This window comes from Chryseobacterium sediminis, assembly GCF_008386505.1.
GTDB classification, from domain to species: Bacteria; Bacteroidota; Bacteroidia; order Flavobacteriales; family Weeksellaceae; genus Chryseobacterium; species Chryseobacterium sediminis.
In genome coordinates this window covers 426,323-448,088 of the sequence record NZ_VUNZ01000001.1, presented here as the reverse complement: position 1 = coordinate 448,088, position 21,766 = coordinate 426,323, and the positions used below count along the sequence as shown (strand labels likewise).

The window sequence follows — 21,766 nt, the reverse complement described above, 5'->3', positions numbered from 1 at the left end:
TGAAATTTAAATGATAGCTTTTTTATAAAGTCCCTCACTTTGAGGATTAAATTGGAAACTGAACATTTGTTTATTATCCACATTATCTGAAATCCAAATATCAAAACTTTGGGAAACTGTAGATTTAGAAGTATAATACAACCTGAATTCCTTTTCAGTTAACGGATAGAAATCATTAGGAACAAAAGATGGATCGTTAAATAAACGAAGACTTCCCTGCCCTTCGTACTGAAAATATCGTATTGAATAAGTGGTTCCTGTATAATTTCCATTTGGAATAATACGACATCTGATTTCTACAGTTTCACCTTTAGCAACGTATTTCTGAACAGGCATCACTTCTACCTCAAAAGGAAAATTTTGTTGAATTTCTAAATCATCTTTTTCACATGATTGTACAAGTAATCCGACCATAACTGCTATGATGAAAAATTTAAAGTGTATTCCTTTTTTATTATTAATTATATTTTTCATTTTAAATATTTTAAAAATTATATCTTATTCCAACCCCGAACAGAGATTGAAACTGAGCCATTTGACTATTTTTCAAAAACCGAAGTTGCCCGTTGACCAAAAAAACAAAGTGATCCGTCAGATAACTTTCAAAGGAAAGCTTACCATTTGCTCCATAAATAAAGTTATCTGTTGCTGTTAACAATGAACCGTCATATAGCAATTCATTACCTCTATTAAGCCGTTCATAACCTGCAAGAGCTCCGATTCCAAGATTAAGATTGACACTGCGCATGAAGTCTCCCCATATATAAAAACTGTAACCATCGCCCAGGAGGAAAGTATCTATCGGAATATTATAGTTGGTGTATTCATAATACTTTATGCTATATTCTGCCAATGCAAAAAAGTAATTACCATTCCTTAGGTAAGAAACAAGCCCCGCACTTAGCGCATAATTTTGCTTTTCAGGAGATTTTGGAAATACTGAATAAGAAAATTCAACACCTGTTTGTCCAGGGATCATTTGTTGAGCAAATGTTTTGCTGTTCAATGCAATCGTTAAGATGACTGCTAAAAATATTTTGTTCATCTTACTTCGTTTTTATTGTTAAACTGTTTATCAATCTTGCACGAATCAGATCTGAATTTTCAAGCTGTACCTTCTGATGTCTTCCCCCGTTCTTCTCCAGAATTTCAATTTCCAACACCTGATCTTTTAAAAGAGTAAACTGATCCAGCAGGAAAACACCTTTTATGTTTGAATGATCAACTGCTGTCATTTGCGGGAAATAGGTACGTACCTTTTCTAATACCCTATCCTGAACAACGGTTCGTTTTAAATTCTTCTTGTCAACAATTTTAAAGTTGACCCATTCAATACTATACGCCACATTACTTTGATTCTCAATTTGCAATGTGAAATAAAATTTGCTTTCATTAACGTGGAGTGCCCTGACTGAAAACTCAATTCCGTAACTTTTTGAAACAATATGTTTAGTAGTTCTGTTGCTTTTCTCGTAGAGATTTTCCATAATAAGCCCAGTCAGAGTAGTTGAGCTACCTTTAAGGTCCTCAAATAATACATCAGTAGTATATTGCCGTTCAATACCCCTTTGAAGCTTTAATAAATCATAGCTGAGTATTTCTGGATAAGAACTGTAAGACACATCAAAATTGTAAAATTTTCCATCTTCAGTAATGACCGAAAAATTGGTTTCCTCTTCAAAATCTCTCACAACCGATTTAATCCGGAGAACATTTCCGATAGGCTCTGCCTTATTGGCAACTAACAGTTCACTCCCCAGATCAACATATCGTATAGGTGATGGAAAAATCACGTGGCTCGTTTTACTGTAGGTGACCTGCATTTTGAAAGGTTCCAATTTTCCCTGTTCCAAGAAAATATAAGTTGTCACAGAATCCTGACCAAATATTTTGCTTGCCAACAGAAGTAATAGCATAATGAGAATATAATGGCTCTTTTGTGTATTCATTTTTTAATTTTTTGATTAGTTATTTTTGGGTAAGAGTAATACCTGATGGCCCGCTTTTACAGTTACTTTCAATTGTCTGACTCTTTTTTGAAAATAGCCCGACAATCCCTGTACGACTCCCCTGCCCAGATCAGCTGCAATCTGTTGTCCTGCTGATTGGGTCATCATAATATTAGTACCTGAAGTCTGGCTCATATTGGCTACAATATCGTTTACGGCACTCTGCTCCGGTGAATACGGAACATATAAACCCAATTGTCCGTCATTGTCATAAACATTGATTTCTACAGAATAAACATTACCTTGATATTGAATGGAAGATATTTTTAACTGAAGTCGTCCTCCCTGAAATTTACTTGTGGCAATCAGCAAACTCCCCGATGGAATTTCAGTTCGCCCGAGTTGCATCGCTTCAGAAAGCCTTATGGATACTATGCTTTCGTTGACCAAAGCCTTAGTTTCATAGACCACACCTCTTATTGCGTTTTTTGCTTGAACTAAATTCTCTGAATCATTTTGACTATCATAAAATCTATTCTGATTCAAACCTGCAATAAAGGCACTATCCGATTGCTGTCTATATAATGAAGAAACAATAGTCGAATATGATGGTCTTGCCAGTGTCAGCTTTATCTTATTTTCAGTTGGCTTTTCCTCCTGTTGTTTTGGTACTGCCTCTTCCTGTTTTGAAGTCGTTGGAAGATACTTGGCTGCCATCTGATATGATTTTTCCATCAGTTCTAATTGATCGTTCATTCCAAGACCTACAGAAGCAGCATTGTTCTGCATGGCTTCATTCTTTAATCTTGAAATTTCTTTCCTCAGATTATTGACTTCATGATCATCCCGACTGTAAAATGAGCTTAAGGTTTGCTGTGCATTTCGATAACTGTTCACTGCATTCTGATCAGATTGCTGAAGAATACTCCTTCCAGTCGTTACAGTTGATGGATTGTTATTAGAATTTGAATCGCTTTGGTCATTCCAATAATCGGATAAGGTGGTTACAGCATTTCTTTTCTCTTCGTTCTTTTGCTCTAACAACTGCTGCTCATAAGCCTTTTGCTTAATAGACTGCAACTGACCATCTTTTGCCTGCGGAATGACTGCATTAAAGCCACTCTGTTCAATAATCCTATTGTTGGCTTTTAGTTTAAAAATGAGGTAAAAGCATGACGCACACACGGCAGCCATCAAAAAATAGATGATAGGCTTCTTCAGTCTTTCCCACGGCGCTTTGGGAGGGTCACTCACTCCTTTGGAATTTTGTGAGAGATCATTTTCTGTCACTTTGATTTTCTCTGAATCTTTCATATTCTATTTTTTAATGAGTGACTCTACTGTGTCATTCTGTTCAGAATCTTTTTCGATAGCTTTCTTAGAAACACCATCAATATGATTGATATTCATTATATTACTCCTTTGACTTGTAGAAATAAAAACACTGATAATGACAATAATTGTCAGCAAAACATAACTGCCAAAGAAAACCTTGGTCAGGAATTTTTGTCGCTCAACTGGAAGAACTTTCCAATGATTTTCAACCTTTACAACATAATTTTCGATTATATCCCTTAGTTTTTTCATTATTTTTCCTTTAGCGTTCAACAGTTTCGACATCTCTATTTTCAAGCACGTTGAATTTTTCAATGGTAAATCCCTGAGGATTGCTGTCAGACCGTACAGAATTAACCAGTGAACAGTTGGTAACTAAATTTCTGATGGTAAGGTTACTAGACCTGATTATAAACTGTCTTGCATAAGTCTTTACGTCATAAGGATAGCTGTCAAAGTTGGCAACGACACTATCTACCTCAACTCTTTGCTGGATATTACCTGAAATGACTCTGTTATAGTAGCCTTTCTCCTGAAGGTCCTTATAGTAATTGAATGCAGATTGATCGGCTAAATTGAAAGCCCTTTTGACATTACTTTCAATAGCATTCTTATCAGGTGCTATCGTGAAGAACAATTCATGAAATCGTCTCACATGCTCTCTTGCTTCCACAGGCCTGTTGATCGACATATCCTGAGATAGCGCTACCATTAAAGATTTGCCATTATCCAAGACATATATTTTCTGACGCTGCTGCTCGGCAAACTGATAGGATTTAAAGACAACTACACCTACCACTCCAAAACACAACACGGCAAAAACAAACGTAAACAAGCGGATCTGCCTGAAGCTGCTCTCAATATTTCTTAAAGTTTTAAATTCCATACCACTACATTTTTTTATTTTAATAATCTTCCCGAAATATTTCCTGTTGCTGAACCTACTGCTGCTCCTGCAACATTGCCTGATTTCGTGGCAGTTTGATTTACATTACGTATGAAATTGCCTGCTCCTCCAGCCTGAATTACCCAACCAGTCACCGTTGGCACCGTAAAATAACCTATGATCCCAATCACCATATAGATGATGTAAACGGTATTTGAGGTATCAGGAATAAAGGTTGGATCTGCGAGCATTTCGATATCCCGTTCCAAGATCAAGGTTTGTATCTTGGCAAGAATGGCACTGAAAATATCAGCAACAGGCAGCCATAGGTAAACACTGATATATCTTGTCAGCCATTGACTTAAAGTGGTCTGAAATCCATCCCAAACTGAAATCGCGAATGCTACTGGTCCCAAGATTGAAAGCACTATCAGAAAGAATGTCCTTATCGTATCAATAACCAAGGCTGCCGATTGAAACAATATTTCAAGAAACTCCCGGAAACCATCTCTGATATCTTTTTTGATGGCAAACATTTCTCGTTCAATATACATTCCGGACATCGTGACCAAATCCGATGGCGACCATCCTAGCTCTTCCAGCTTTTTATCAAATTCTTCATTTGAAATAAGGTAAGCCATCTCCGGATTCCTGAGCATCGCTTCTCGTTCTAAAAGATCCTTTTTCTGCTGCAGTTCATTCATATCCAACACTTGATTTTCCAGCATTGAGTGGCTTCCCTTAACAATCGGACTCATTACCCCATTAAGACTTCCTAAAACCAATGTCGAAAAAAACATAATGCATATGCCTATGGCAAAAGGTCTCAGCATGGGAAACAAATCAATAGGTTCTACACGGCTCAATGACTGCCAGACTTTTAGTGCTACATAGAATAAAGCTCCCAATCCCGCAACACCTTTGGCTACTGCCGCCATATCAGCGCACATCGGCATCATTTCCTCATAAACGGAACGAAGTACTTCGTGTAAGTTGCTCGTTTCCATCTTACCAGTATTTTTGATTAGAGGTTCCGTAAAGATCTAACACCCTTTGGGTGTTGTTCTGTTTTTTTGCTCTGAGATAACTAACCGAAATATTCTTATTGGTATAGTATCGTACCAGATTATGATACGCTTTGACCTCTTTATAGACTCTGTCAACAACATCCATCCTTTCTTTATCATTCAGAGAAAGACCGTTAGAAGTGATGATCTCTTTGAGTTCTTTCAATAGCTCCGTACTCTCGGTAAGAAGCGCAGAATAACCATTGGCAATAGAAGCTAATTCTTGCGCATTGAAGTTGGGATCACTCAGCATTTTACCGAAATTATTCACATACATCTCAGAAACATCACCTACCAAAAGAACAGTCTGCTGAACCTTTCTGGCATCTTTGACCAGATTATTAATGGCTTTCAGCTGGTCATAATACTCCTTACCCTGTTCATATACTTTCTTAACTTCATTGAAGTTCTTAACAACGTTAGATACCGTTGATGAAGTCTGCACGATTTCATTGGCTGAGTTTAAAATTCCCGAAGCCAGGTTTGCGGGATCTGTTACGACAAATTGTGCTTTTGTATAGGTCACGGCAGCAAAAAATGCTACCATTAAGGTTTTAATGATTAAGTTTTTCATTGTTTTTAAATTTTTAAATGATTTAATTTTCTTTTGTATTCGATTTGATTCTCTTAAGAGAAATCCTCTTGATGGCATGTTCGACATTGCCTTCAAGTTCTGATGCAAGATTCATCACTTCCAATTTTTCCGTTTCTTCTGTAGTATAGGCCAGATATTCTTCGGTAGATACTTCGGTCGCGTAGACCGCAGAGTGCGTTCCGCCTAATCCAATCCAAACTTCTTTGTAAAGCCTTCGAGGGTCATTATTCATATTGATAGAAAGCACCTGAGCTTTTTCTTTATCCGTTAGTCCCAGCATTGCCTGAATATCATCAAACTTGTTCATGTACTTCCTTTGGTCAAGAAGAATCTTACAATCCGAATTGTTGATGATACTTTCCTTAACAATCGGTGACTGGATAATATCATCGACTTCCTGAGTCACCACAATGGCTTCTCCGAAAAATTTTCTTACCGTCTTGAAAAGGTATTTGATGTACTCTGCCATACCTTCTTTGGCAATGGCTTTCCAGGCTTCTTCGATGAGGATGAGTTTTCTGATTCCTTTTAATCTTCGCATCTTATTGATGAAGACTTCCATTATGATAATGGTCACAATAGGGAACAGAATTTTATGATCTTTAATCGCATCAATTTCAAAGACTATAAAACGCTTGGATAACAAGTCCAGTTGCTTCTCTGAATTGAGCAGATAGTCATACTCCCCTCCTCTGTAGTAAGGTTCCAACACATTGAGAAAGTTAGCAATATCAAAGTCTTTTTCCCTGACTTTCTTCTGCTCCAGTACCTTCTGGTAATCTTCTTTGACATACTCATAGAATCTATTGAAAGAAGGATGCTGGTCATTAGATTTTATCACTTCAATGTATCCACTTACAGCATTGGACAGGGCCACTTCCTCTGAACGGGTTGGTGGTTCATCATCTCTTTTCCATAGTGTCAGAATCAAGGTTTTGATACTCTCCCTTTTTTCAATGTCAAAGATTCCGTCATCGGTATAGAATGGATTGAAAGCAATAGGATTGTCTTCTGTATAAGTGAAATACACACCATCCTCTCCTCTGGTTTTACCTTTAATGAGTTCACATAATCCCTGGTAGGAATTTCCGGTATCTACAAGAAGGACATGCGCTCCCTGCTCATAATACTGTCGCACCATATGGTTGGTGAAGAAAGATTTTCCGCTTCCTGATGGACCAAGAATAAACTTATTTCTATTGGTGATAATTCCCTGTTTCATCGGCAGATCTGAAATATCCAGATGAATAGGCTTTCCCGTTATGCGGTCAGCCATTTTGATCCCAAAAGGTGATGGTGAATCCTGATAATTGGTTTCCTCTGTGAAAAAACATACAGCAGGTTCGATAAATGTGTAGAAGCTTTCTTCACTTGGAAAATCTGCTGCATTGCCCGGAATTCCAGCCCAATACAAGGTAGCTGTATCCGTCGTATTATGGCGGGGTTTACACTCCATTAAGGCTAGGGCACTACCTGTATCATTCTTTAACTGCTTTAACTCCGCAGGATTATCAGACCATGACATCACATTGAAATGAGCACGAATGGATTGCAGACTAAAAGAATGTGCTTCATTCAGATACTTCTCGATCCATGCTTTATTGATTTGATTTGCTCTACTGTATCTCGCCAGTGAATGCATATTCCTTGCAGATTTTTCAAACTGTCTAAGGTTCTCGTCACTGTTGTCAATGAACAGATACTGATTGTAAATGTGATTGCAGCTTAAAAGAAGTCCTACAGGAGAAGCAAATGACAAAAGGCAATCACTTCTGTCTGTGCTCAACTTTTCATAACGGCTATGCGATGAAACAGTACCGGGCAAATCCTGAGTATCAGATAAAGTATGCATACTAATACGGTTGTTACCTACCCGCATTTCTTCCGACCCCAGCTTGATGTCCTGCAATGACGGATTGGTTTCACGGGATAAGGTGAGATACTGTTCCAGTAGTCCTGACCTTCCGGAAGTTCCTGATATCTCATCTTCTGTTATCCTTTCCAGATGGATATAACCACTGTCATTCATTATCCGCTCCAGCTGGTCAACAGATTCAAGAAAGCGATTGATGACTTCTTTGTCCTTAATCTCTTTTGGAATCAGCTTGCCTTTGCATAGAGATGAAAAGTTACTCTGCATCCGCATTCTCTCCTTACTGGTTTTTGTTATAAAGAGATAGCAGTAATGATTTAAAAAGGGTCTCTCATTGAAATGTCTTTCAAAAGACTTGGAAAGAAAACTCTGATCTTCTCTTGAAAGATCAGGATTGTAGTTTTCTTTGATAAACCAATCCTGCTTATGCACAACGGTAAAGTCGGGCAATGTTTTAATCGCTTTAAACCAAGCTGAATGCATGGCTTCATACTCAGCGGAAGCAACGGTAAACAACTCAGGGAGTCTAACCTTAAAGCAAACGGTAACATCAGCGTCCTTTGAAATGATACAATCATTTTCAATCGCAAGCAGTGGAAATTTACTTTCCAAGGTTGCTGCTTTGGAAGAATTTCTCATAGGTCTGTTCTTTTACGGTTAGTTTTCAAATACCTGTAAATACTCTTTCGACTGATGATATATTTTGGATGCTTTTTTTGAGCACTCATTTTCATCAGACCATGTTCTCCATATTTTCCATTCAGTGCAAAAGTCTGCCAGATGAGAAGTCCACTAGTGGTACCTCCTAGAATCAGACACAGATACGTATTAACTCCAGCCATATACATGATCATAACGCAAATCAATATTGCTAAGAGTCCTCCGGCAAAGATGAATAAGTACTGTGCTTTAAGACCTTTGAATTCTACGGTCCTTCCTATTCCCTTATTGATATGATAGGTATTCATAATCATCATTTTAAAGGAAGAATGAGCGAAGGATTGTCGCTGCAACGATTAGGAAAATACACGCACCAAACCAACTGGCAGCCGTCTTACTGGTGTCAGGATCACCACTGCTGAACTTATTGTAAACTTTAACGCCTCCAATGAGTCCGACGACTGCACCTATGGCGTAAATTAATTGGGTAGCGGGTTCAAAATAAGAAGTGACCATCTGCGTAGCCTCGTTGATCCCGGCACTGCCATTGCCTTGTGAAAAAGCATACGGAGCAACCAAAATTGCCAGTATTGCATAGATCAGTTTTTTTCTCTGTTTTTCCATTTTGTAAACATTTTTTTGTTAATGAGAACTGCACTCTGCAGGACTCAGGAGCAAATGTGCTTTGGAAAAACAGACTTATCGGGAAATGTCAGCAGTGGGAAGTGAATGGCTTTTAGTGGCACCTAAATAGTAATATGACCACTTCTACTAAAATTAATTTTTGAACTTCAAAAAATTAATCGTAATATTGCGATAAATTATTTTACAAAATTATGGGAGCGACCAAAACCGACCATTTTACAGATGAACAAAATAAAATTGCTATAATAGCAAAAGCATTAGGGCATCCCGCAAGAATTGCGATTATTGAATATCTTTCGAAGGTAAATACCTGTATCTGTGGTGATATTGTTAACGAATTGCCATTAGCGCAGGCAACGGTTTCTCAACATTTAAAAGAATTAAAGAATGCTGGTCTTATAAAAGGTAACATTGAAGGAACTGCGATTTGCTACTGTATTGATGAAAGTACTTTTGCAATACTAAAAGATTATTTTTCAAATATAATTCTGACGACTACAAATCAGAAATGCTGTTAAGGCATTTTTTTTAAATACATATATCGTAATATTGCATTTAACCAATAAATAAAAATTTATGAAACTATCTGAAATTAAAGAAATCTTACCCACACTGGATAATGTTGAATTTCAATTAGAAAATGGAACATTTGTTCCTGAGCATTTTCATGTAACAGAAGTAGGAACTATAACAAAACATTTTATCGATTGTGGCGGAACAATCAGAAATGAAAAAGTAGTAAACTTTCAATTGTGGAATGCTGATGATTTTGAACATCGTCTAAAACCCGCAAAACTTTTAAATATTATTAAGCTATCAGAAGAAAAACTTGGTATTGAAGATGACGAAATTGAAGTTGAATATCAAAATACTACAATAGGCAAATTTGATTTGGAATTTAATGGGAAAAATTTTGTTCTTAAAAATAAAACAACAGCGTGCTTAGCTCAGGATGCTTGCGGAATTCCAGCTGAAAAACAAAAAGTAAACTTATCTGAACTTTCTAATAATCAAACCTCTTGTTGCACTCCAAATTCTGGGTGCTGCTAAATTCAAATAAAATTATGTATTCAAAACTATTAAAAACAATAGAGTTATTGAAAAATCAGGAAATCAGCGAAGATAGAAAAGCTACTTTAGCTCCATTAGTTGATTTTATTCAAAAAAGGGTTGAAGAACAAAAAGAAGTAACCATTAACTTTATTTGTACCCATAATTCAAGAAGAAGCCATTTGTCACAAGTTTGGGCACAGGTTGCAAGTGTTTATTATAATTTGTCGAATGTAATTTGTTATTCAGGAGGCACGGAAGAAACAGCTATGTTTCCCAAAGTTGTAGAGACTTTGCAAGAACAGGGGCTTTTTATCAATAAAATTTCTGATACAGAAAATCCTGTATACACTATCAAGTATGATGAAGATAAACACCCAATTATTGGTTTTTCTAAGAGATATGACAGTTCATTTAATCCTACTAGTGGCTTTGTTGCGATTATGACCTGTTCTCAGGCAGATGGAGGATGTCCTTTTATTGCAGGGGCAGATAAACGCATTCCAATAACGTTTGAAGACCCTAAAATTTCAGATAATACGCCCGAACAAACGGCGGTTTACAATGAAAGAAGTTTGCAGATTGGTGCAGAAATGTTCTATGTTTTTTCTCAGATAAAAAAATAAGAATTGATTAAACAAATGTAAATGCAACCAAAATTAAAATTTCTTGATAGATTCCTCACTTTATGGATATTCTTGGCTATGTTTTTAGGGATAGGTTTAGGATACTTCTTTCCCAGTATTTCTAATATTACCAATTCCTTGTCCATCGGAACAACAAATATTCCATTGGCAATTGGCTTAATCATTATGATGTACCCACCGTTAGCAAAGGTTGATTATTCATTGTTGCCTAAAGTTTTTCAAGACAAAAAGACAATTGGAATTTCTTTGTTACTGAATTGGATTATCGGTCCGGTTTTAATGTTTTTATTAGCAATTATTTTCCTGAGAGATGAACCTAATTATATGATTGGTTTAATTCTTATTGGTTTAGCCAGATGTATTGCAATGGTACTTGTGTGGAATGATTTAGCAAAAGGTAATCGTGAGTATGGAGCATTGTTGGTAGCCTTGAACAGTATATTTCAGGTATTAAGTTATAGTTTTCTGGTTTGGCTTTTTATCAATGTTTTACCGGCAAAGCTTGGTTTGGCTAATTTTAATGTGACTGTATTAATGACAGACGTTACTGAAAGTGTTTTGATATATCTAGGGATTCCTTTTCTAGCAGGCTTTTTGAGCCGTTACTTATTAATCAAATCGAAAGGTTTGGAATGGTACAATAGAAAATTTATTCCTACTATATCTCCACTGACTTTATATGCGCTTTTATTTACGATTGTACTTATGTTTAGTCTTAAAGGAGATAAGATTTTAGAATTACCATCAGATGTGGTAAAAATAGCTATACCATTAATGATATACTTCGTGCTAATGTTCTTTGTGAGTTTCTCTATCAACAAATCGCTTGGTGTTCCTTATGATAAAAATGCTTCGATAGCTTTTACAGCAACAGGAAATAATTTTGAATTGGCGATTGCTGTAGCGATTGCAGTGTTCGGAATCCAATCTCAACAGGCATTTGTCGGCGTAATCGGGCCTTTGGTAGAAGTACCAGTTTTAATATTGCTTGTTAGAATAAGTTTATGGCTAAAGAAAATGGTTTATACTTAATACGACCATTAATATAGAAAAAAGGGAGTTCGTCTATACAAACTCCCCTATATCGAAACCATCTACAGAATTATTATGCTTAGAAGTAACGGCCTTGTCATTATTTGAAATACTCTCGTTTAACAAACTGGCAATTCTTTTTGAAGCATCTCCTAAAGAGTTCTCTAACAGATCAAAAAGCTCGGTTCCCTGAATTTTTTGAATTATATTTACTGCTTGTCGTTCTAAGTCAGGCTTCAGCACGTCCTGTTGAAGCAGCTCACCCGCAGTACTCAATTCCTGGAAGGTAACCCCTGTAGCAAACCCGCTTTCAATAGTAGAGCTCTCATATTTCCAATCTTCATTCTCCTGCTCCCATTCATCATTTTTAACTAGGATATCATCCAGATTTTTAGTCTGACCCATAGTATCAAATTCAGCTTCTCTGGTTTCTGATTCAAAAATATATTCTGCTTGTAAAGTAGATTCATTTTGTCTCTCATTCGTATCGATTGGCGATGCTTGTCTTTCTCTTTGTTTTGTATCTCCCATAATAGACGGTAGATTCTTAGTTTTAGTAACATTATCTTTTCCACGGATATTGATTGAAAATTTTTTGTCTACAAGAACTAAAACAAGAATGATTAATAAACCGATGATGATTATTTGTTCCATAAGATGATAGATTAAAAGATTGGACGGTATTTGTTATTGAAATCATCAGTAATCTCCTTTTCAAACATTTCAAAATGATAAGCCAGAATATTATCCAGATAAGCATAAAGAGGAATCTGGTCATCAGCGATGATTTGAATAATGCGTGAGAGGCGTTCGTGATATTCAGGACGGATATAAATACTTTTATCCCCACGCTTAGTCATTGTATGATGCTTAAGAAACTGCTCCATATAACTTACATCATTACTTTTCTGAATCTTCAACTTATTTTTTGTTGCAGCTTTCTCTTTTTTGGGGTCTGCATTTTTTACAGGAACTTCTTTCTTGGGACTTCCTGCCATAATGGACATCAGATATTGCTCATCGATACTGTGATCTTGATTGTTATTATTATCGTAATCCATACTTTTATAGTTTTACAATTCTTAAAAATTCTTTTATAAATTGATCCAGCCTGCATTGTGCTAGCAGCTTAGGATCTGCAGGCAGTAAAGTTGATCGGAAAACAGCCTTTGTAATGGTCTCCCCTTCTTTTCGAAATCTTTTACTATCTGTAATGGTTGTTTCCATAAGCGGAAGCCCTAAATCCAAAATCACTTTACTGTAATTTTTGTAAAGTAACGTCCGCTCTCTTCCATCCACCTGATTCCAGAAAAGATGGATATCCCGGATTTCTGTTTGCGTTTCTTTCATTAATACATTGGTTAGAACATTCGTGAAACTTAGCGTACTTTCCAATACGAGACGATCTGCAGTAATAGGAGAAAAAATATAATGGACATTCGTCAACGTTTTTAAAATACCAACAGTATTCACAGTTCCCGGCAGATCTAAAAAAACAATGTCAGGAGTTATTTCCGAGCCATCAACATACATATCTATTTCTTGTAAAACCTGATCAGTTTTACTTTGAAAAATAGGATAAGCTTTTTTATTAATACTCGTAAATTGTTTGTGAGCCATCTTTTTTAAAATTTCATTCTGCATCACCATTTTTAAATCCCGCTCTCTCATCTGGAGTAAACTGTACTGAGGAAAGTCACAATCAAAGACAGCAATCTGATATCCCATTCGATAATGAAGGATACTTGCCATTAATGTTGTAAACGTGCTTTTTCCTACACCTCCCTTTTGAGTGGAAAAAGCAATAATTGTGGGTTGTTTTTTTGTTTTCATTATATTGAATTTTAGTTAATCCAAAGTTGAAAGGCTGATGGACAGCAGGCCTTCAAACCATCATAAACTCAAGCATGATACTTAGCCCTCACGAATGTTAGCTATGATCCGTGAAAGCTGTATTGGCTTCCAGCATTGATTAATCAATCTCATCCATCTTGCACTCCTGATAGATTGAATTTCTGACTTCTATCTGTCAAAAATGATATCACGAAAGCTGACAGTCTAGAAGGCAAGAAGGCAGGATTTCCAGAGTTATAGAATTCTATCGGATTTGCAGTTAGTCCTGACCTCAATCTGATGCAAATGAAAAATATTTCTGTTTCAGTGCTTTTATAATGGTAGTTCTTGGCAGCCCACTTCCTTCTTTGGCTTTGTTTACTATTCCGTTTCTCTAATTGAATGTGATTTACTTTGCTTTAGAGGATTGAGGAGTTTTTTGAAATGGTAGTGTCTGAATAGTATAATGTTATAAATCTATTCAATTCAAGATATTTCCTTTCACCCGAAAGGGGCAAGTTATGTTTTGAGTGCCTCATAACTTTTTTCGTACCTCAAAACAACTTGCCCTGGCTGGGGCTTTAAAAACCACTCCGAAGTCGTGATTTTCTTAAAATTAAATTAGAGAATATGGAAACAAATAGAAACAATAAAGGAGGGCGTAAGCCTAAGCTGAACCCAAGTAAAAACAGATATGTATTTCGATTGACAGATGAAGAAAATGTTGGTTTTCTAAAATTATTTGAAGCTTCAGGTATGAGCAACAAAGCCAAATTTATTACAACAATTTTGCTTCAGAGAGAATTAAAAATTATAAAAGTGGATGTTTCAACGATGGATTATCATACCCAACTCACTAAATTTTTCTATCAGTTTCAGTCGATTGGAAACAATTATAATCAGATTGTAAAAATTTTATATCGAAACTTTACTGAGAAAAAAGCTTCTCTCTATCTCTTTAAACTGGAAAATCATACTAAAAATCTAGCTGTAATCTGTAAACAGGTGATAGAACTTACGAAAGAATTTGAACAAAACCATATTCAAAAAACTACTGATAAATGATCGCAAAAATTGGAAAAGGTGAAAATCTTTGGGGTGCGCTTACCTACAATCAGCAAAAAGTGGACAACGAAAATGGAACGGTTTTATACACTAATAAGATTCCTGATTTGTGGGATCGACCTTATTCGGTTAAATTTTTTCATCAGTATTTTGAACCCTACTTGATTGCCAATAACAAAACTGAAAAACCGGTAAGACATATTTCCCTTAATCCTGACCCTAACGATCAGGTTGATGACAAAGATTATAGAGAAATGGCTCAACAATATATGGAGGAAATGGGGTATGGCAACCAACCCTATGTCGTTTTTAAACATACGGATATCGACAGAACTCACATCCATATCGTCACCACTTGTGTACAAATCGATGGGAAGAAAATATCAGATCGCTATGATCACCCGCGATCAATGGAAGCCTGCAGAAAACTGGAAAAACAATATAACCTGAAAGTCGCTGGTGAGAACAGAAATTTAAATCAAAGCTCTATTTTTAAAACTGTAGATTATACTAAAGGAAGTATCAAAACACAATTATCATCCGTAATAAGGCATATCCCTAAAACCTATGGCTTTCAAAGTATGGGTGCTTATAACGCTTTGCTCTCTCAATTTAATATTTCCAGTGAAGAGGTTAGCGGAGAACTGCATGGAAAGATGAGAAAGGGAATCGTCTATTTTGCTACGGATGAAAATGGAAAGAAAGTAAGTAATCCTTTTAAATCATCCCTTTTTGGTAAGCATGCAGGAGTAGAAAATATTCAGGTGCTCATTGAGAAATCTAAAGTGAAAATAAAAAATGATCCTTCAAAACATCTTCTTAAAAGAACAGTAGAAACTGCACTCAGCACGAGTAAATCGGAAGCTTCTTTTAAGTCTCAACTATTGGAGCAGGGAGTTGCTACAGTTATTAGAAAAAATAATCAGGGAAGAATATATGGAATTACATTCATAGATCATAACTCAAAATTAGTCTGGAATGGCTCACAGCTGAGTAAAGAACTATCTGCCAACTCATTCAATACACTGTGGAATGAGTTAGAAATTAAGAGTGAAACAAAATATAATCATAATGATCACTTTAATTTTTCTGAGGAAGTATGCACAGAACAATTTCTTACGGCTAGCATAAGCGGAGTTTTTGACGGATTCTTTTCCAGCTTATTGTCTTCAGATACAAATACGGATCAGGAGGAACAAGTTTTTGCATTTCAAATGAAAAAGAAACAGAGAAAAAAGAAAAAAAACAATCGTTAGAATATAGTAAAGCTACAATCTAAGAGCTTTACTATATTTTTCAACTATTTCCAATGTTTTTCAACGAACTTTATTAATTCATCTCTCATAACAATTTTGCTGGCTTCAGGCAGGCGAATTAATTCTTCAACTTTTTGAAAACTACCCTTTTTTTCTAAATTATGCTTTTTCAAAAATGCATTACAAAAATCTTTGACTTCATAAAGTTCTTTCTTATTTACCCTATCCCTATCTTTCTTTCCTATGTACTTAGGATCATCACTTGCAGTGGTTGTCTTCTCGTAATCATCATACAGTAAATCATCTTCTGTAAATTCTGCCATATTATTTTAGTTTTAAATTGTTGTAAATTTAGTACCTAGTATATTATTTCTTTTACGGGAAAACGTAAAAAATAAATATCGAAGAAAATAAATGCTATCAAGCTCCACATACTGCCATTTTTTTTGATAAGATCATACATCTAATATTTTCAACCTGTTAATTTAAACTATTTGAAATGCAGGGTGAAGACGATTTAAGAGGACTTGCCAAAATCATGGCGTTTATGCGAGCGGTAAGCATTATTCTAGTACTAATGCACCTCTATTGGTTTTGTTACGGATTTTTTGCAAAGCAACAATGGACACTGGAACTCATCAATAAAATACTTTATAATTTTAATAAGACAGCAGGCCTTTTTTCTCTACCTATTTATTCTAAGCTATTCGCAATAGTTTTACTGGCTTTGAGTTGCCTCGGAACAAAGGGAGTCAAAAATGAAAAGATTACTTGGAAAAAAATTAGTATTGTTTTTTCTATAGGTTTTGTACTATTCTTTTTAAACGCAATTCTCTTACAATCTGCCAGCAGTTTTACTCCTATACTTTATATTCTATTTACTGGATTCGGATACATTCTTCTGATGCAGGCAGGGGTTTGGATAAGCCGTCTTCTGAAGCATAACTTAATGAGGGATGTTTTTAACAGTGAGAATGAAAGTTTTCAGCAGGAAACTAAATTACTCTATAATGAATACTCAGTTAATCTTCCCACAAAATTCTATTATCAGGGAAACTGGCATCAGGGATGGATTAATGTAGTCAATCCATTTCGTGCGACCATTGTTTTAGGAACACCAGGTTCAGGAAAATCCTTTGCCGTGGTAAATAACTATATCAGACAACATATTGAAAAAGGATTTTCCATGTATATTTATGATTTTAAATTCGATGATTTGTCTACTATTGCTTACAACCATCTTCTCAATCATTCTGATGCGTATACCGTAAAGCCGAAATTCTATATCATCAACTTTGACGACCCAAGAAAAAGTCATCGATGTAATCCTTTAAATCCCGATTTTATGACGGATATATCTGATGCATATGAAGCTGCCTACACCATTATGTTAAACCTGAACAGAAGCTGGATACAAAAACAGGGCGATTTCTTTGTTGAGAGCCCTATCATACTGCTAGCTGCCATCATATGGTTTCTTAAGATATATAAGAACGGTAAATACTGCACTTTTCCACACGCTATTGAACTGCTTAACAAAAAATATGAAGAGGTCTTTACGATATTAACTTCTTATTCTGAATTAGAGAACTACCTATCTCCTTTTATGGATGCATGGCAAGGGGGCGCCCAGGATCAATTGCAGGGGCAAATCGCTTCCGCAAAGATTCCTTTGTCAAGAATGATCTCACCACAATTGTATTGGGTAATGACCGGAGACGATTTTTCTTTGGATATCAATAACCCCAATGAGCCTAAAATTCTTTGTGTTGGAAATAATCCTGATCGTCAGAATATTTATTCTGCTGCTCTTGGGTTGTACAATTCGAGAATTGTTAAGTTAATTAATAAAAAAGGACAGTTGAAGAGTTCAGTGATTATTGATGAGTTGCCTACTATTTATTTCAGAGGCCTGGATAATTTAATTGCTACTGCCAGAAGTAATAAAGTTTCCGTATGTCTTGGATTCCAGGATTTTTCTCAGTTGACAAGAGACTATGGAGATAAGGAAAGTAAAGTCATTCAGAATACGGTCGGCAATATTTTCAGCGGTCAGGTGGTTGGGGAAACAGCAAAAACGTTATCTGACCGTTTTGGAAAAATACTGCAAAAAAGACAGAGTATATCCATCAATAAGAATGATACGTCCACCTCTATTTCTACCCAATTGGACAGTTTGATACCTGCTTCGAAGATTTCTACCCTGACCCAGGGATTTTTTGTTGGTGCTGTATCTGATAACTTTGATGAAAGGATTCAGCAGAAGATTTTTCATTCCGAGATTGTTGTAGACAATGTTAAGCTTTCTCAAGAAACGAAAAGCTATCAGCAGATACCACCGATCCGATCCTTTATTGATCAAGACGGGAATGATTCTATGACCAGACAGATTCAGGATAATTACAGAGAAATTAAGTCAGATATTCTCAATATCATCAAAGATGAAATGGCTCGAATAAAAAATGATCCTGATTTGCAACATTTATTGAAATCGGATTAAAGAATGAAACCTCAAATACCATACGATTTGAGGTTTCCATTTGTATGTATGTATGTATGTATGTATGTTACTCAGCATCGCTGTTCATAAAATATTGATTCAAATTGTCACTCACCAATTGAAGGAATTTGGTTGGTCCCTGTTTTCGGTTACGGATTTCAAAGATGGTTTTATGAAAGTTACCTAAATCGCAATCCAATGACTTTTCTGTAAATTTTATCACTTCGCTTAACTCTATATTACCACCGTTAAAGCAACGCATCTGGTAAAGCGCATAAATAAGTTCTATAAGACCAACCTTTGACCCCGACCAGCTCAAAGGAGAAAATACTTTTGCCGTAAAGTTATCATTCGAATTTTCAATTTGCTTTTTTAAATACTGATCGAATTGCTCATTAGAAATAAATCTGGCGATCATATGATCGTGGGAAGTTGTAAAACTCGGATCATAATTATAAAATCCGGATGATAGCTTCATTTTTAGGTCGTAGGAATTGCGAACAAATATTTTATGATCAAGATAGGTTGCTTCCCGTTTATAGTAACTGTAAAATTCAGAATGCTCCAAATAAAAGTCTTTCAATTTTTCCTGTTCTGCTTCATAATATTTTTTTAAAGTCTTATTTCCGGCAGCCGGTTTATGAGATTCAATATCCAGTACTGCAGAATAATAAATAAATTTTGCAATAAACTGCGGTTTCAGTTTTTTAAAAAAGAATACTTCTTCAGCAATATGATCAAAATGATGGTTGGAAACCAAAAGTTTTAATTTCCTTATCGACTCATCAATAATAAGTAATGCCTTTTCTGAAATTTTGATCAGATCATTTCCGTCAGCATTGACTTCGTTAATCTTTAGGTCCAGATCCTCCAATAACTTCGAAGTTCTTTTAAAAATAGTTTTTGTTACCATGTCCTTTTTTAAGGAATTTACAAAAATTACCTAAAGCACGACTTAATCAACTAATACCCAGCTCCTTTTTCCGATTCTTTATATAATCAGTAGGTCTGATCCCATTGATATCAAAGAACAGATTTGAAAAGTTCTGGCGTGCCGCTATACCACATTCATCAGCCAGAGCCTCGATAGTATAATTTAAATATTTACTGTTGGTATTAAGTAGGTTCGTGATATAATTAATTCTCAGTTCAGCCATGTATTTATTAAAATTAATCCCTTTTTGTTCATTAATATAAACCGAAAGATAATGGGAATTGGTTCCCAGCTTTAAAGCAATACTTTTCTGCGTAATCCCTTTCTTTTTGAAATGTTGCTCCTGCTCAAACTTCTCAAGCTTTTCTTTTATTTCTAAAGCCATTTCCGGGGTAAGAGAAGTCTTTCTTACAGGCAGTTCTATCATTTCTTCACTTAAAATATCATTCCTATTATATCTTCCTTCAGCAATTCTCTTTTGAAGAAGCTGATATTGTTTTTTTATCTTTTGATCTCTTCGATACCGGACAACAAAAAAACCAAGAACTACACTTCCTGAAGCAATAAGTATCTGAGCCAATACTATTTTTTTAGTACTGGATCTCTCGATTTCTTCTTTTGCATCCATCAGTGTACGTCGGTCAAAATCTTTATGAAGTTTCAAAGATAAATAGGGAAAATCTTTACTGATTAAACTGTCAGCTTTTAAAAGCTCATTGGTATAGTACAGTTGCTTTTCGAGGTCTCTATCTTTATAATGATCGATAAGATAGTGATAACTCTTATAAACCTCTGGAAGTATAAAATCATGTTTATTGAAAATAGAGTCTATTTTGTTATAACATCCTACAGCCCTATTTATATTATCCTGTGCTTCATACGTTTTACCCAGATAATAATATACTACAGAAGCCCAGGCAAAATCATTTCTCTTTAGAATATTGGGTAAAGATCTTTGCAAGTGATCTTGAGCACCAACATAATCTTTATGATGAAATTTGGAAATTCCGATGCATTTTAGGAAATAGCTTTTTTCAAGTACAAAATCATTATTATTGGCAGTTAGCCGATAACCTAAATTGCTTAAACTATCACTCTTGGCAAAATGATGCAGATATCTGTTGAGGACAGTCAATTGATGTAAACAGTTGAGATACGCCTTCTCATAGTTAAACTGTTCATTTTCATGATGGTTTTCATTCAGCTTTGACCTGTAAAATGAAGTACATTCAAGAAAATGCTTCATAGCGTCATCATAATAGCCCAAATGACTTTTTACAATTCCTAAATGATAAAGGACTTTATACCTATGGTACTCATCTTTTGAGCCTTTTGAATGCGTATAGGCTTTAATGTATTCATTTAAAGCCAGCTTAAATTTTTTTTGATAAAAATAATAGATGATTCCCTTGCTTAAATATTCTTTACTGATGTCATCTTGGCTTCCATGCTGTAAACTGACAGTAAGCGCACTGTCAGCATACTTCATCTTGTTTTTATAATCAAACTGTCTCGCATCTCTATACCCTTGAATCAGCTTTGAAAAATTATTTTCGTTTTTTGCTTTCTCAATGTACAGTTTTACATAGGGCATTGCATGAATTTCATCTATTGCCATTTTTTCATAAGGCTTTCTAATTTCACTGAAAGTTTTTTCCTCTTTCTTTTGTGAAAATAAAAATTGTGAAAAAACAGGAAATAAGATGAGAAAGTAATAAAACTTTTTCATAGACTGATATTTAGAACCTCACCATCTCAAAAATAAACATTTATGTTTTAAATAAATCAAATTTCAATGAATTAAATAACAGAAAGACAAAAATCCTGTAAAATATGCAAATACAGCCACTTGAACTCTGATATTCGCATGTATTAATTTTAAAATTGAGACGTAACAATTTTAAAATAGAGCCATATAACAGTTTTTTTTAGCTCATAAGCCGGATAATTTTGACATCAGAATTCTAATATAATCCGGCCGGGATAACCCAATTAAAATTATTAAAATGAAAAAGTTTATCCCATTTTTTAGCATAATCATCGCAGCAGTTTGTCTACAAAACTGCACCCCTCGAGATGAAGATATGATTTCAAATAGTGAATATATTGAAAAATCAGAGCCCACAATAAATGGCTTAGTAATGAAACAGGATTCTGCTAAATCCGTAGAAGTCATTGAAGATCCTGGAACAAAAGATCCTCCTGTCAGAGACGGTGATAATTGGCGGCTTACTCAGGATTAAAAACAAAAAAATATGATTCCTCATACCTCCATAACAGTTGTTACAGGCTTACCATGTCCAAAGAGTGGCATCTGGGAAAGTATGGGGAATTTCAAAACAACTGTAACCCTCTTTAAGGGTGAACCGATGCCTGAATATTGCGGATGGAAGATTAAATGGAGACTGGTTCAGGTCTGTTAAACATAATGACAACAAA

General features: G+C 35.4%; 26 protein-coding genes. 9 read left to right on the top strand and 17 right to left on the bottom strand.

Features of this window, described 5'->3' with window-relative positions; translation table 11 throughout:
* Positions 1–6: 6 nt before the first annotated feature.
* Genes FW780_RS01895 through FW780_RS01845 form a run of 11 tightly spaced genes read right to left on the bottom strand, consistent with a single transcriptional unit; the run spans position 7 to position 8,989 of the window.
* Complete coding sequence (locus FW780_RS01895; protein ID WP_149831942.1) at positions 7–474, bottom strand: DUF3872 domain-containing protein; 468 nt, start codon at positions 472–474, stop codon at positions 7–9.
* Positions 475–484: 10 nt separating this feature from the next.
* A complete protein-coding gene (locus FW780_RS01890) occupies positions 485–1,045 on the bottom strand; it encodes a conjugal transfer protein TraO (protein ID WP_149831941.1) in 561 nt (186 codons plus the stop codon).
* A 1-nt stretch (position 1,046) separates the two neighbouring features.
* Positions 1,047–1,949, bottom strand: coding sequence for a conjugative transposon protein TraN (gene traN, locus FW780_RS01885; RefSeq protein ID WP_149831940.1), 903 nt, complete (start codon positions 1,947–1,949; stop codon positions 1,047–1,049).
* A gap of 15 nt (positions 1,950–1,964) precedes the next feature.
* Entirely contained in the window at positions 1,965–3,263 is a 1,299-nt protein-coding gene (traM, locus tag FW780_RS01880; protein WP_149831939.1) for a conjugative transposon protein TraM, read from the bottom strand.
* 3 nt (positions 3,264–3,266) lie between these two features.
* On the bottom strand, positions 3,267–3,536 hold the full coding sequence (locus FW780_RS01875; protein ID WP_241676825.1) for a hypothetical protein: 270 nt from the start codon (positions 3,534–3,536) through the stop codon (positions 3,267–3,269).
* 10 nt (positions 3,537–3,546) lie between these two features.
* Positions 3,547–4,170, bottom strand: coding sequence for a conjugative transposon protein TraK (gene traK / locus FW780_RS01870; RefSeq protein WP_149831937.1), 624 nt, complete (start codon positions 4,168–4,170; stop codon positions 3,547–3,549).
* A gap of 14 nt (positions 4,171–4,184) precedes the next feature.
* On the bottom strand, positions 4,185–5,177 hold the full coding sequence (traJ, locus tag FW780_RS01865; protein WP_149831936.1) for a conjugative transposon protein TraJ: 993 nt from the start codon (positions 5,175–5,177) through the stop codon (positions 4,185–4,187).
* 1 nt (position 5,178) lies between these two features.
* Positions 5,179–5,811 carry a DUF4141 domain-containing protein gene (locus FW780_RS01860; RefSeq protein WP_122637778.1) on the bottom strand — a complete coding sequence of 211 codons (633 nt, stop codon included), beginning with the start codon at positions 5,809–5,811 and terminating at the stop codon, positions 5,179–5,181.
* A 22-nt stretch (positions 5,812–5,833) separates the two neighbouring features.
* Positions 5,834–8,344 (bottom strand): TraG family conjugative transposon ATPase, encoded by a 2,511-nt coding sequence (locus tag FW780_RS01855; RefSeq protein ID WP_149831935.1) that lies wholly within the window; start codon positions 8,342–8,344, stop codon positions 5,834–5,836.
* Positions 8,341–8,673 (bottom strand): DUF4133 domain-containing protein, encoded by a 333-nt coding sequence (locus tag FW780_RS01850; protein ID WP_149831934.1) that lies wholly within the window; start codon positions 8,671–8,673, stop codon positions 8,341–8,343. The genes FW780_RS01855 and FW780_RS01850 overlap by 4 nt, the downstream gene beginning before the upstream one ends.
* Positions 8,674–8,683: 10 nt before the next feature.
* The gene (locus FW780_RS01845; RefSeq protein WP_047384015.1) at positions 8,684–8,989 is read right to left on the bottom strand and encodes a DUF4134 domain-containing protein; all 306 of its coding nucleotides are present in this window, start codon (positions 8,987–8,989) and stop codon (positions 8,684–8,686) included.
* Positions 8,990–9,201: 212 nt separating this feature from the next.
* Here FW780_RS01845 and FW780_RS01840 point away from each other — a divergent pair, with 212 nt between their 5' ends.
* From FW780_RS01840 to arsB, 4 genes are read left to right on the top strand one after another with little or no spacing between them, the layout of a single operon-like run.
* A complete protein-coding gene (locus tag FW780_RS01840; protein ID WP_149831933.1) occupies positions 9,202–9,528 on the top strand; it encodes an ArsR/SmtB family transcription factor in 327 nt (108 codons plus the stop codon).
* A gap of 58 nt (positions 9,529–9,586) precedes the next feature.
* Entirely contained in the window at positions 9,587–10,060 is a 474-nt protein-coding gene (locus tag FW780_RS01835; protein ID WP_149831932.1) for a DUF6428 family protein, read from the top strand.
* A 14-nt stretch (positions 10,061–10,074) separates the two neighbouring features.
* Entirely contained in the window at positions 10,075–10,686 is a 612-nt protein-coding gene (locus tag FW780_RS01830) for an arsenate-mycothiol transferase ArsC (RefSeq protein WP_149831931.1), read from the top strand.
* A 21-nt stretch (positions 10,687–10,707) separates the two neighbouring features.
* Positions 10,708–11,739 (top strand): ACR3 family arsenite efflux transporter, encoded by a 1,032-nt coding sequence (gene arsB / locus FW780_RS01825; protein ID WP_149831930.1) that lies wholly within the window; start codon positions 10,708–10,710, stop codon positions 11,737–11,739.
* A gap of 33 nt (positions 11,740–11,772) precedes the next feature.
* Here arsB and FW780_RS01820 read toward each other — a convergent pair whose 3' ends face one another.
* Genes FW780_RS01820 through FW780_RS01810 form a run of 3 tightly spaced genes read right to left on the bottom strand, consistent with a single transcriptional unit; the run spans position 11,773 to position 13,572 of the window.
* On the bottom strand, positions 11,773–12,393 hold the full coding sequence (locus tag FW780_RS01820) for a hypothetical protein (protein WP_149831929.1): 621 nt from the start codon (positions 12,391–12,393) through the stop codon (positions 11,773–11,775).
* A gap of 11 nt (positions 12,394–12,404) precedes the next feature.
* Positions 12,405–12,800, bottom strand: a complete 396-nt coding sequence (locus FW780_RS01815) for a DUF3408 domain-containing protein (RefSeq protein ID WP_149831928.1) — start codon at positions 12,798–12,800, stop codon at positions 12,405–12,407.
* 4 nt (positions 12,801–12,804) lie between these two features.
* Positions 12,805–13,572: a ParA family protein gene (locus FW780_RS01810; RefSeq protein ID WP_149831927.1), complete on the bottom strand. Its 768-nt coding sequence runs from the start codon at positions 13,570–13,572 to the stop codon at positions 12,805–12,807.
* A 630-nt stretch (positions 13,573–14,202) separates the two neighbouring features.
* On the opposite strand from FW780_RS01810, the gene mobA reads away from it, so the two are divergent.
* Together mobA and mobB are read left to right on the top strand one after the other, a co-directional pair.
* Positions 14,203–14,637 (top strand): conjugal transfer protein MobA, encoded by a 435-nt coding sequence (gene mobA / locus FW780_RS01805; protein ID WP_079240877.1) that lies wholly within the window; start codon positions 14,203–14,205, stop codon positions 14,635–14,637.
* Positions 14,634–15,893, top strand: a complete 1,260-nt coding sequence (gene mobB, locus FW780_RS01800; protein ID WP_149831926.1) for a conjugal transfer protein MobB — start codon at positions 14,634–14,636, stop codon at positions 15,891–15,893. Before mobA ends, mobB begins: the two co-directional genes overlap by 4 nt.
* 44 nt (positions 15,894–15,937) lie before the next feature.
* Here the strand turns inward: mobB and FW780_RS01795 are convergent, their stop codons facing one another.
* On the bottom strand, positions 15,938–16,216 hold the full coding sequence (locus FW780_RS01795) for a hypothetical protein (protein WP_079240875.1): 279 nt from the start codon (positions 16,214–16,216) through the stop codon (positions 15,938–15,940).
* Between the two features lie 176 nt (positions 16,217–16,392).
* Between FW780_RS01795 and mobC the strand changes: the two genes are divergently transcribed.
* Positions 16,393–18,393, top strand: coding sequence for a conjugal transfer protein MobC (gene mobC, locus FW780_RS01790; protein WP_149831925.1), 2,001 nt, complete (start codon positions 16,393–16,395; stop codon positions 18,391–18,393).
* A gap of 67 nt (positions 18,394–18,460) precedes the next feature.
* Here the strand turns inward: mobC and FW780_RS01785 are convergent, their stop codons facing one another.
* Together FW780_RS01785 and FW780_RS01780 are read right to left on the bottom strand one after the other, a co-directional pair.
* Positions 18,461–19,306 (bottom strand): RteC domain-containing protein, encoded by an 846-nt coding sequence (locus FW780_RS01785; RefSeq protein ID WP_149831924.1) that lies wholly within the window; start codon positions 19,304–19,306, stop codon positions 18,461–18,463.
* A gap of 46 nt (positions 19,307–19,352) precedes the next feature.
* Positions 19,353–21,056 carry a helix-turn-helix domain-containing protein gene (locus tag FW780_RS01780; RefSeq protein ID WP_149831923.1) on the bottom strand — a complete coding sequence of 568 codons (1,704 nt, stop codon included), beginning with the start codon at positions 21,054–21,056 and terminating at the stop codon, positions 19,353–19,355.
* A 277-nt stretch (positions 21,057–21,333) separates the two neighbouring features.
* On the opposite strand from FW780_RS01780, the gene FW780_RS01775 reads away from it, so the two are divergent.
* Together FW780_RS01775 and FW780_RS22280 are read left to right on the top strand one after the other, a co-directional pair.
* Positions 21,334–21,570, top strand: a complete 237-nt coding sequence (locus FW780_RS01775; RefSeq protein ID WP_149831922.1) for a hypothetical protein — start codon at positions 21,334–21,336, stop codon at positions 21,568–21,570.
* A 12-nt stretch (positions 21,571–21,582) separates the two neighbouring features.
* Entirely contained in the window at positions 21,583–21,750 is a 168-nt protein-coding gene (locus FW780_RS22280) for a hypothetical protein (RefSeq protein WP_164466612.1), read from the top strand.
* Positions 21,751–21,766 lie beyond the last annotated feature (16 nt).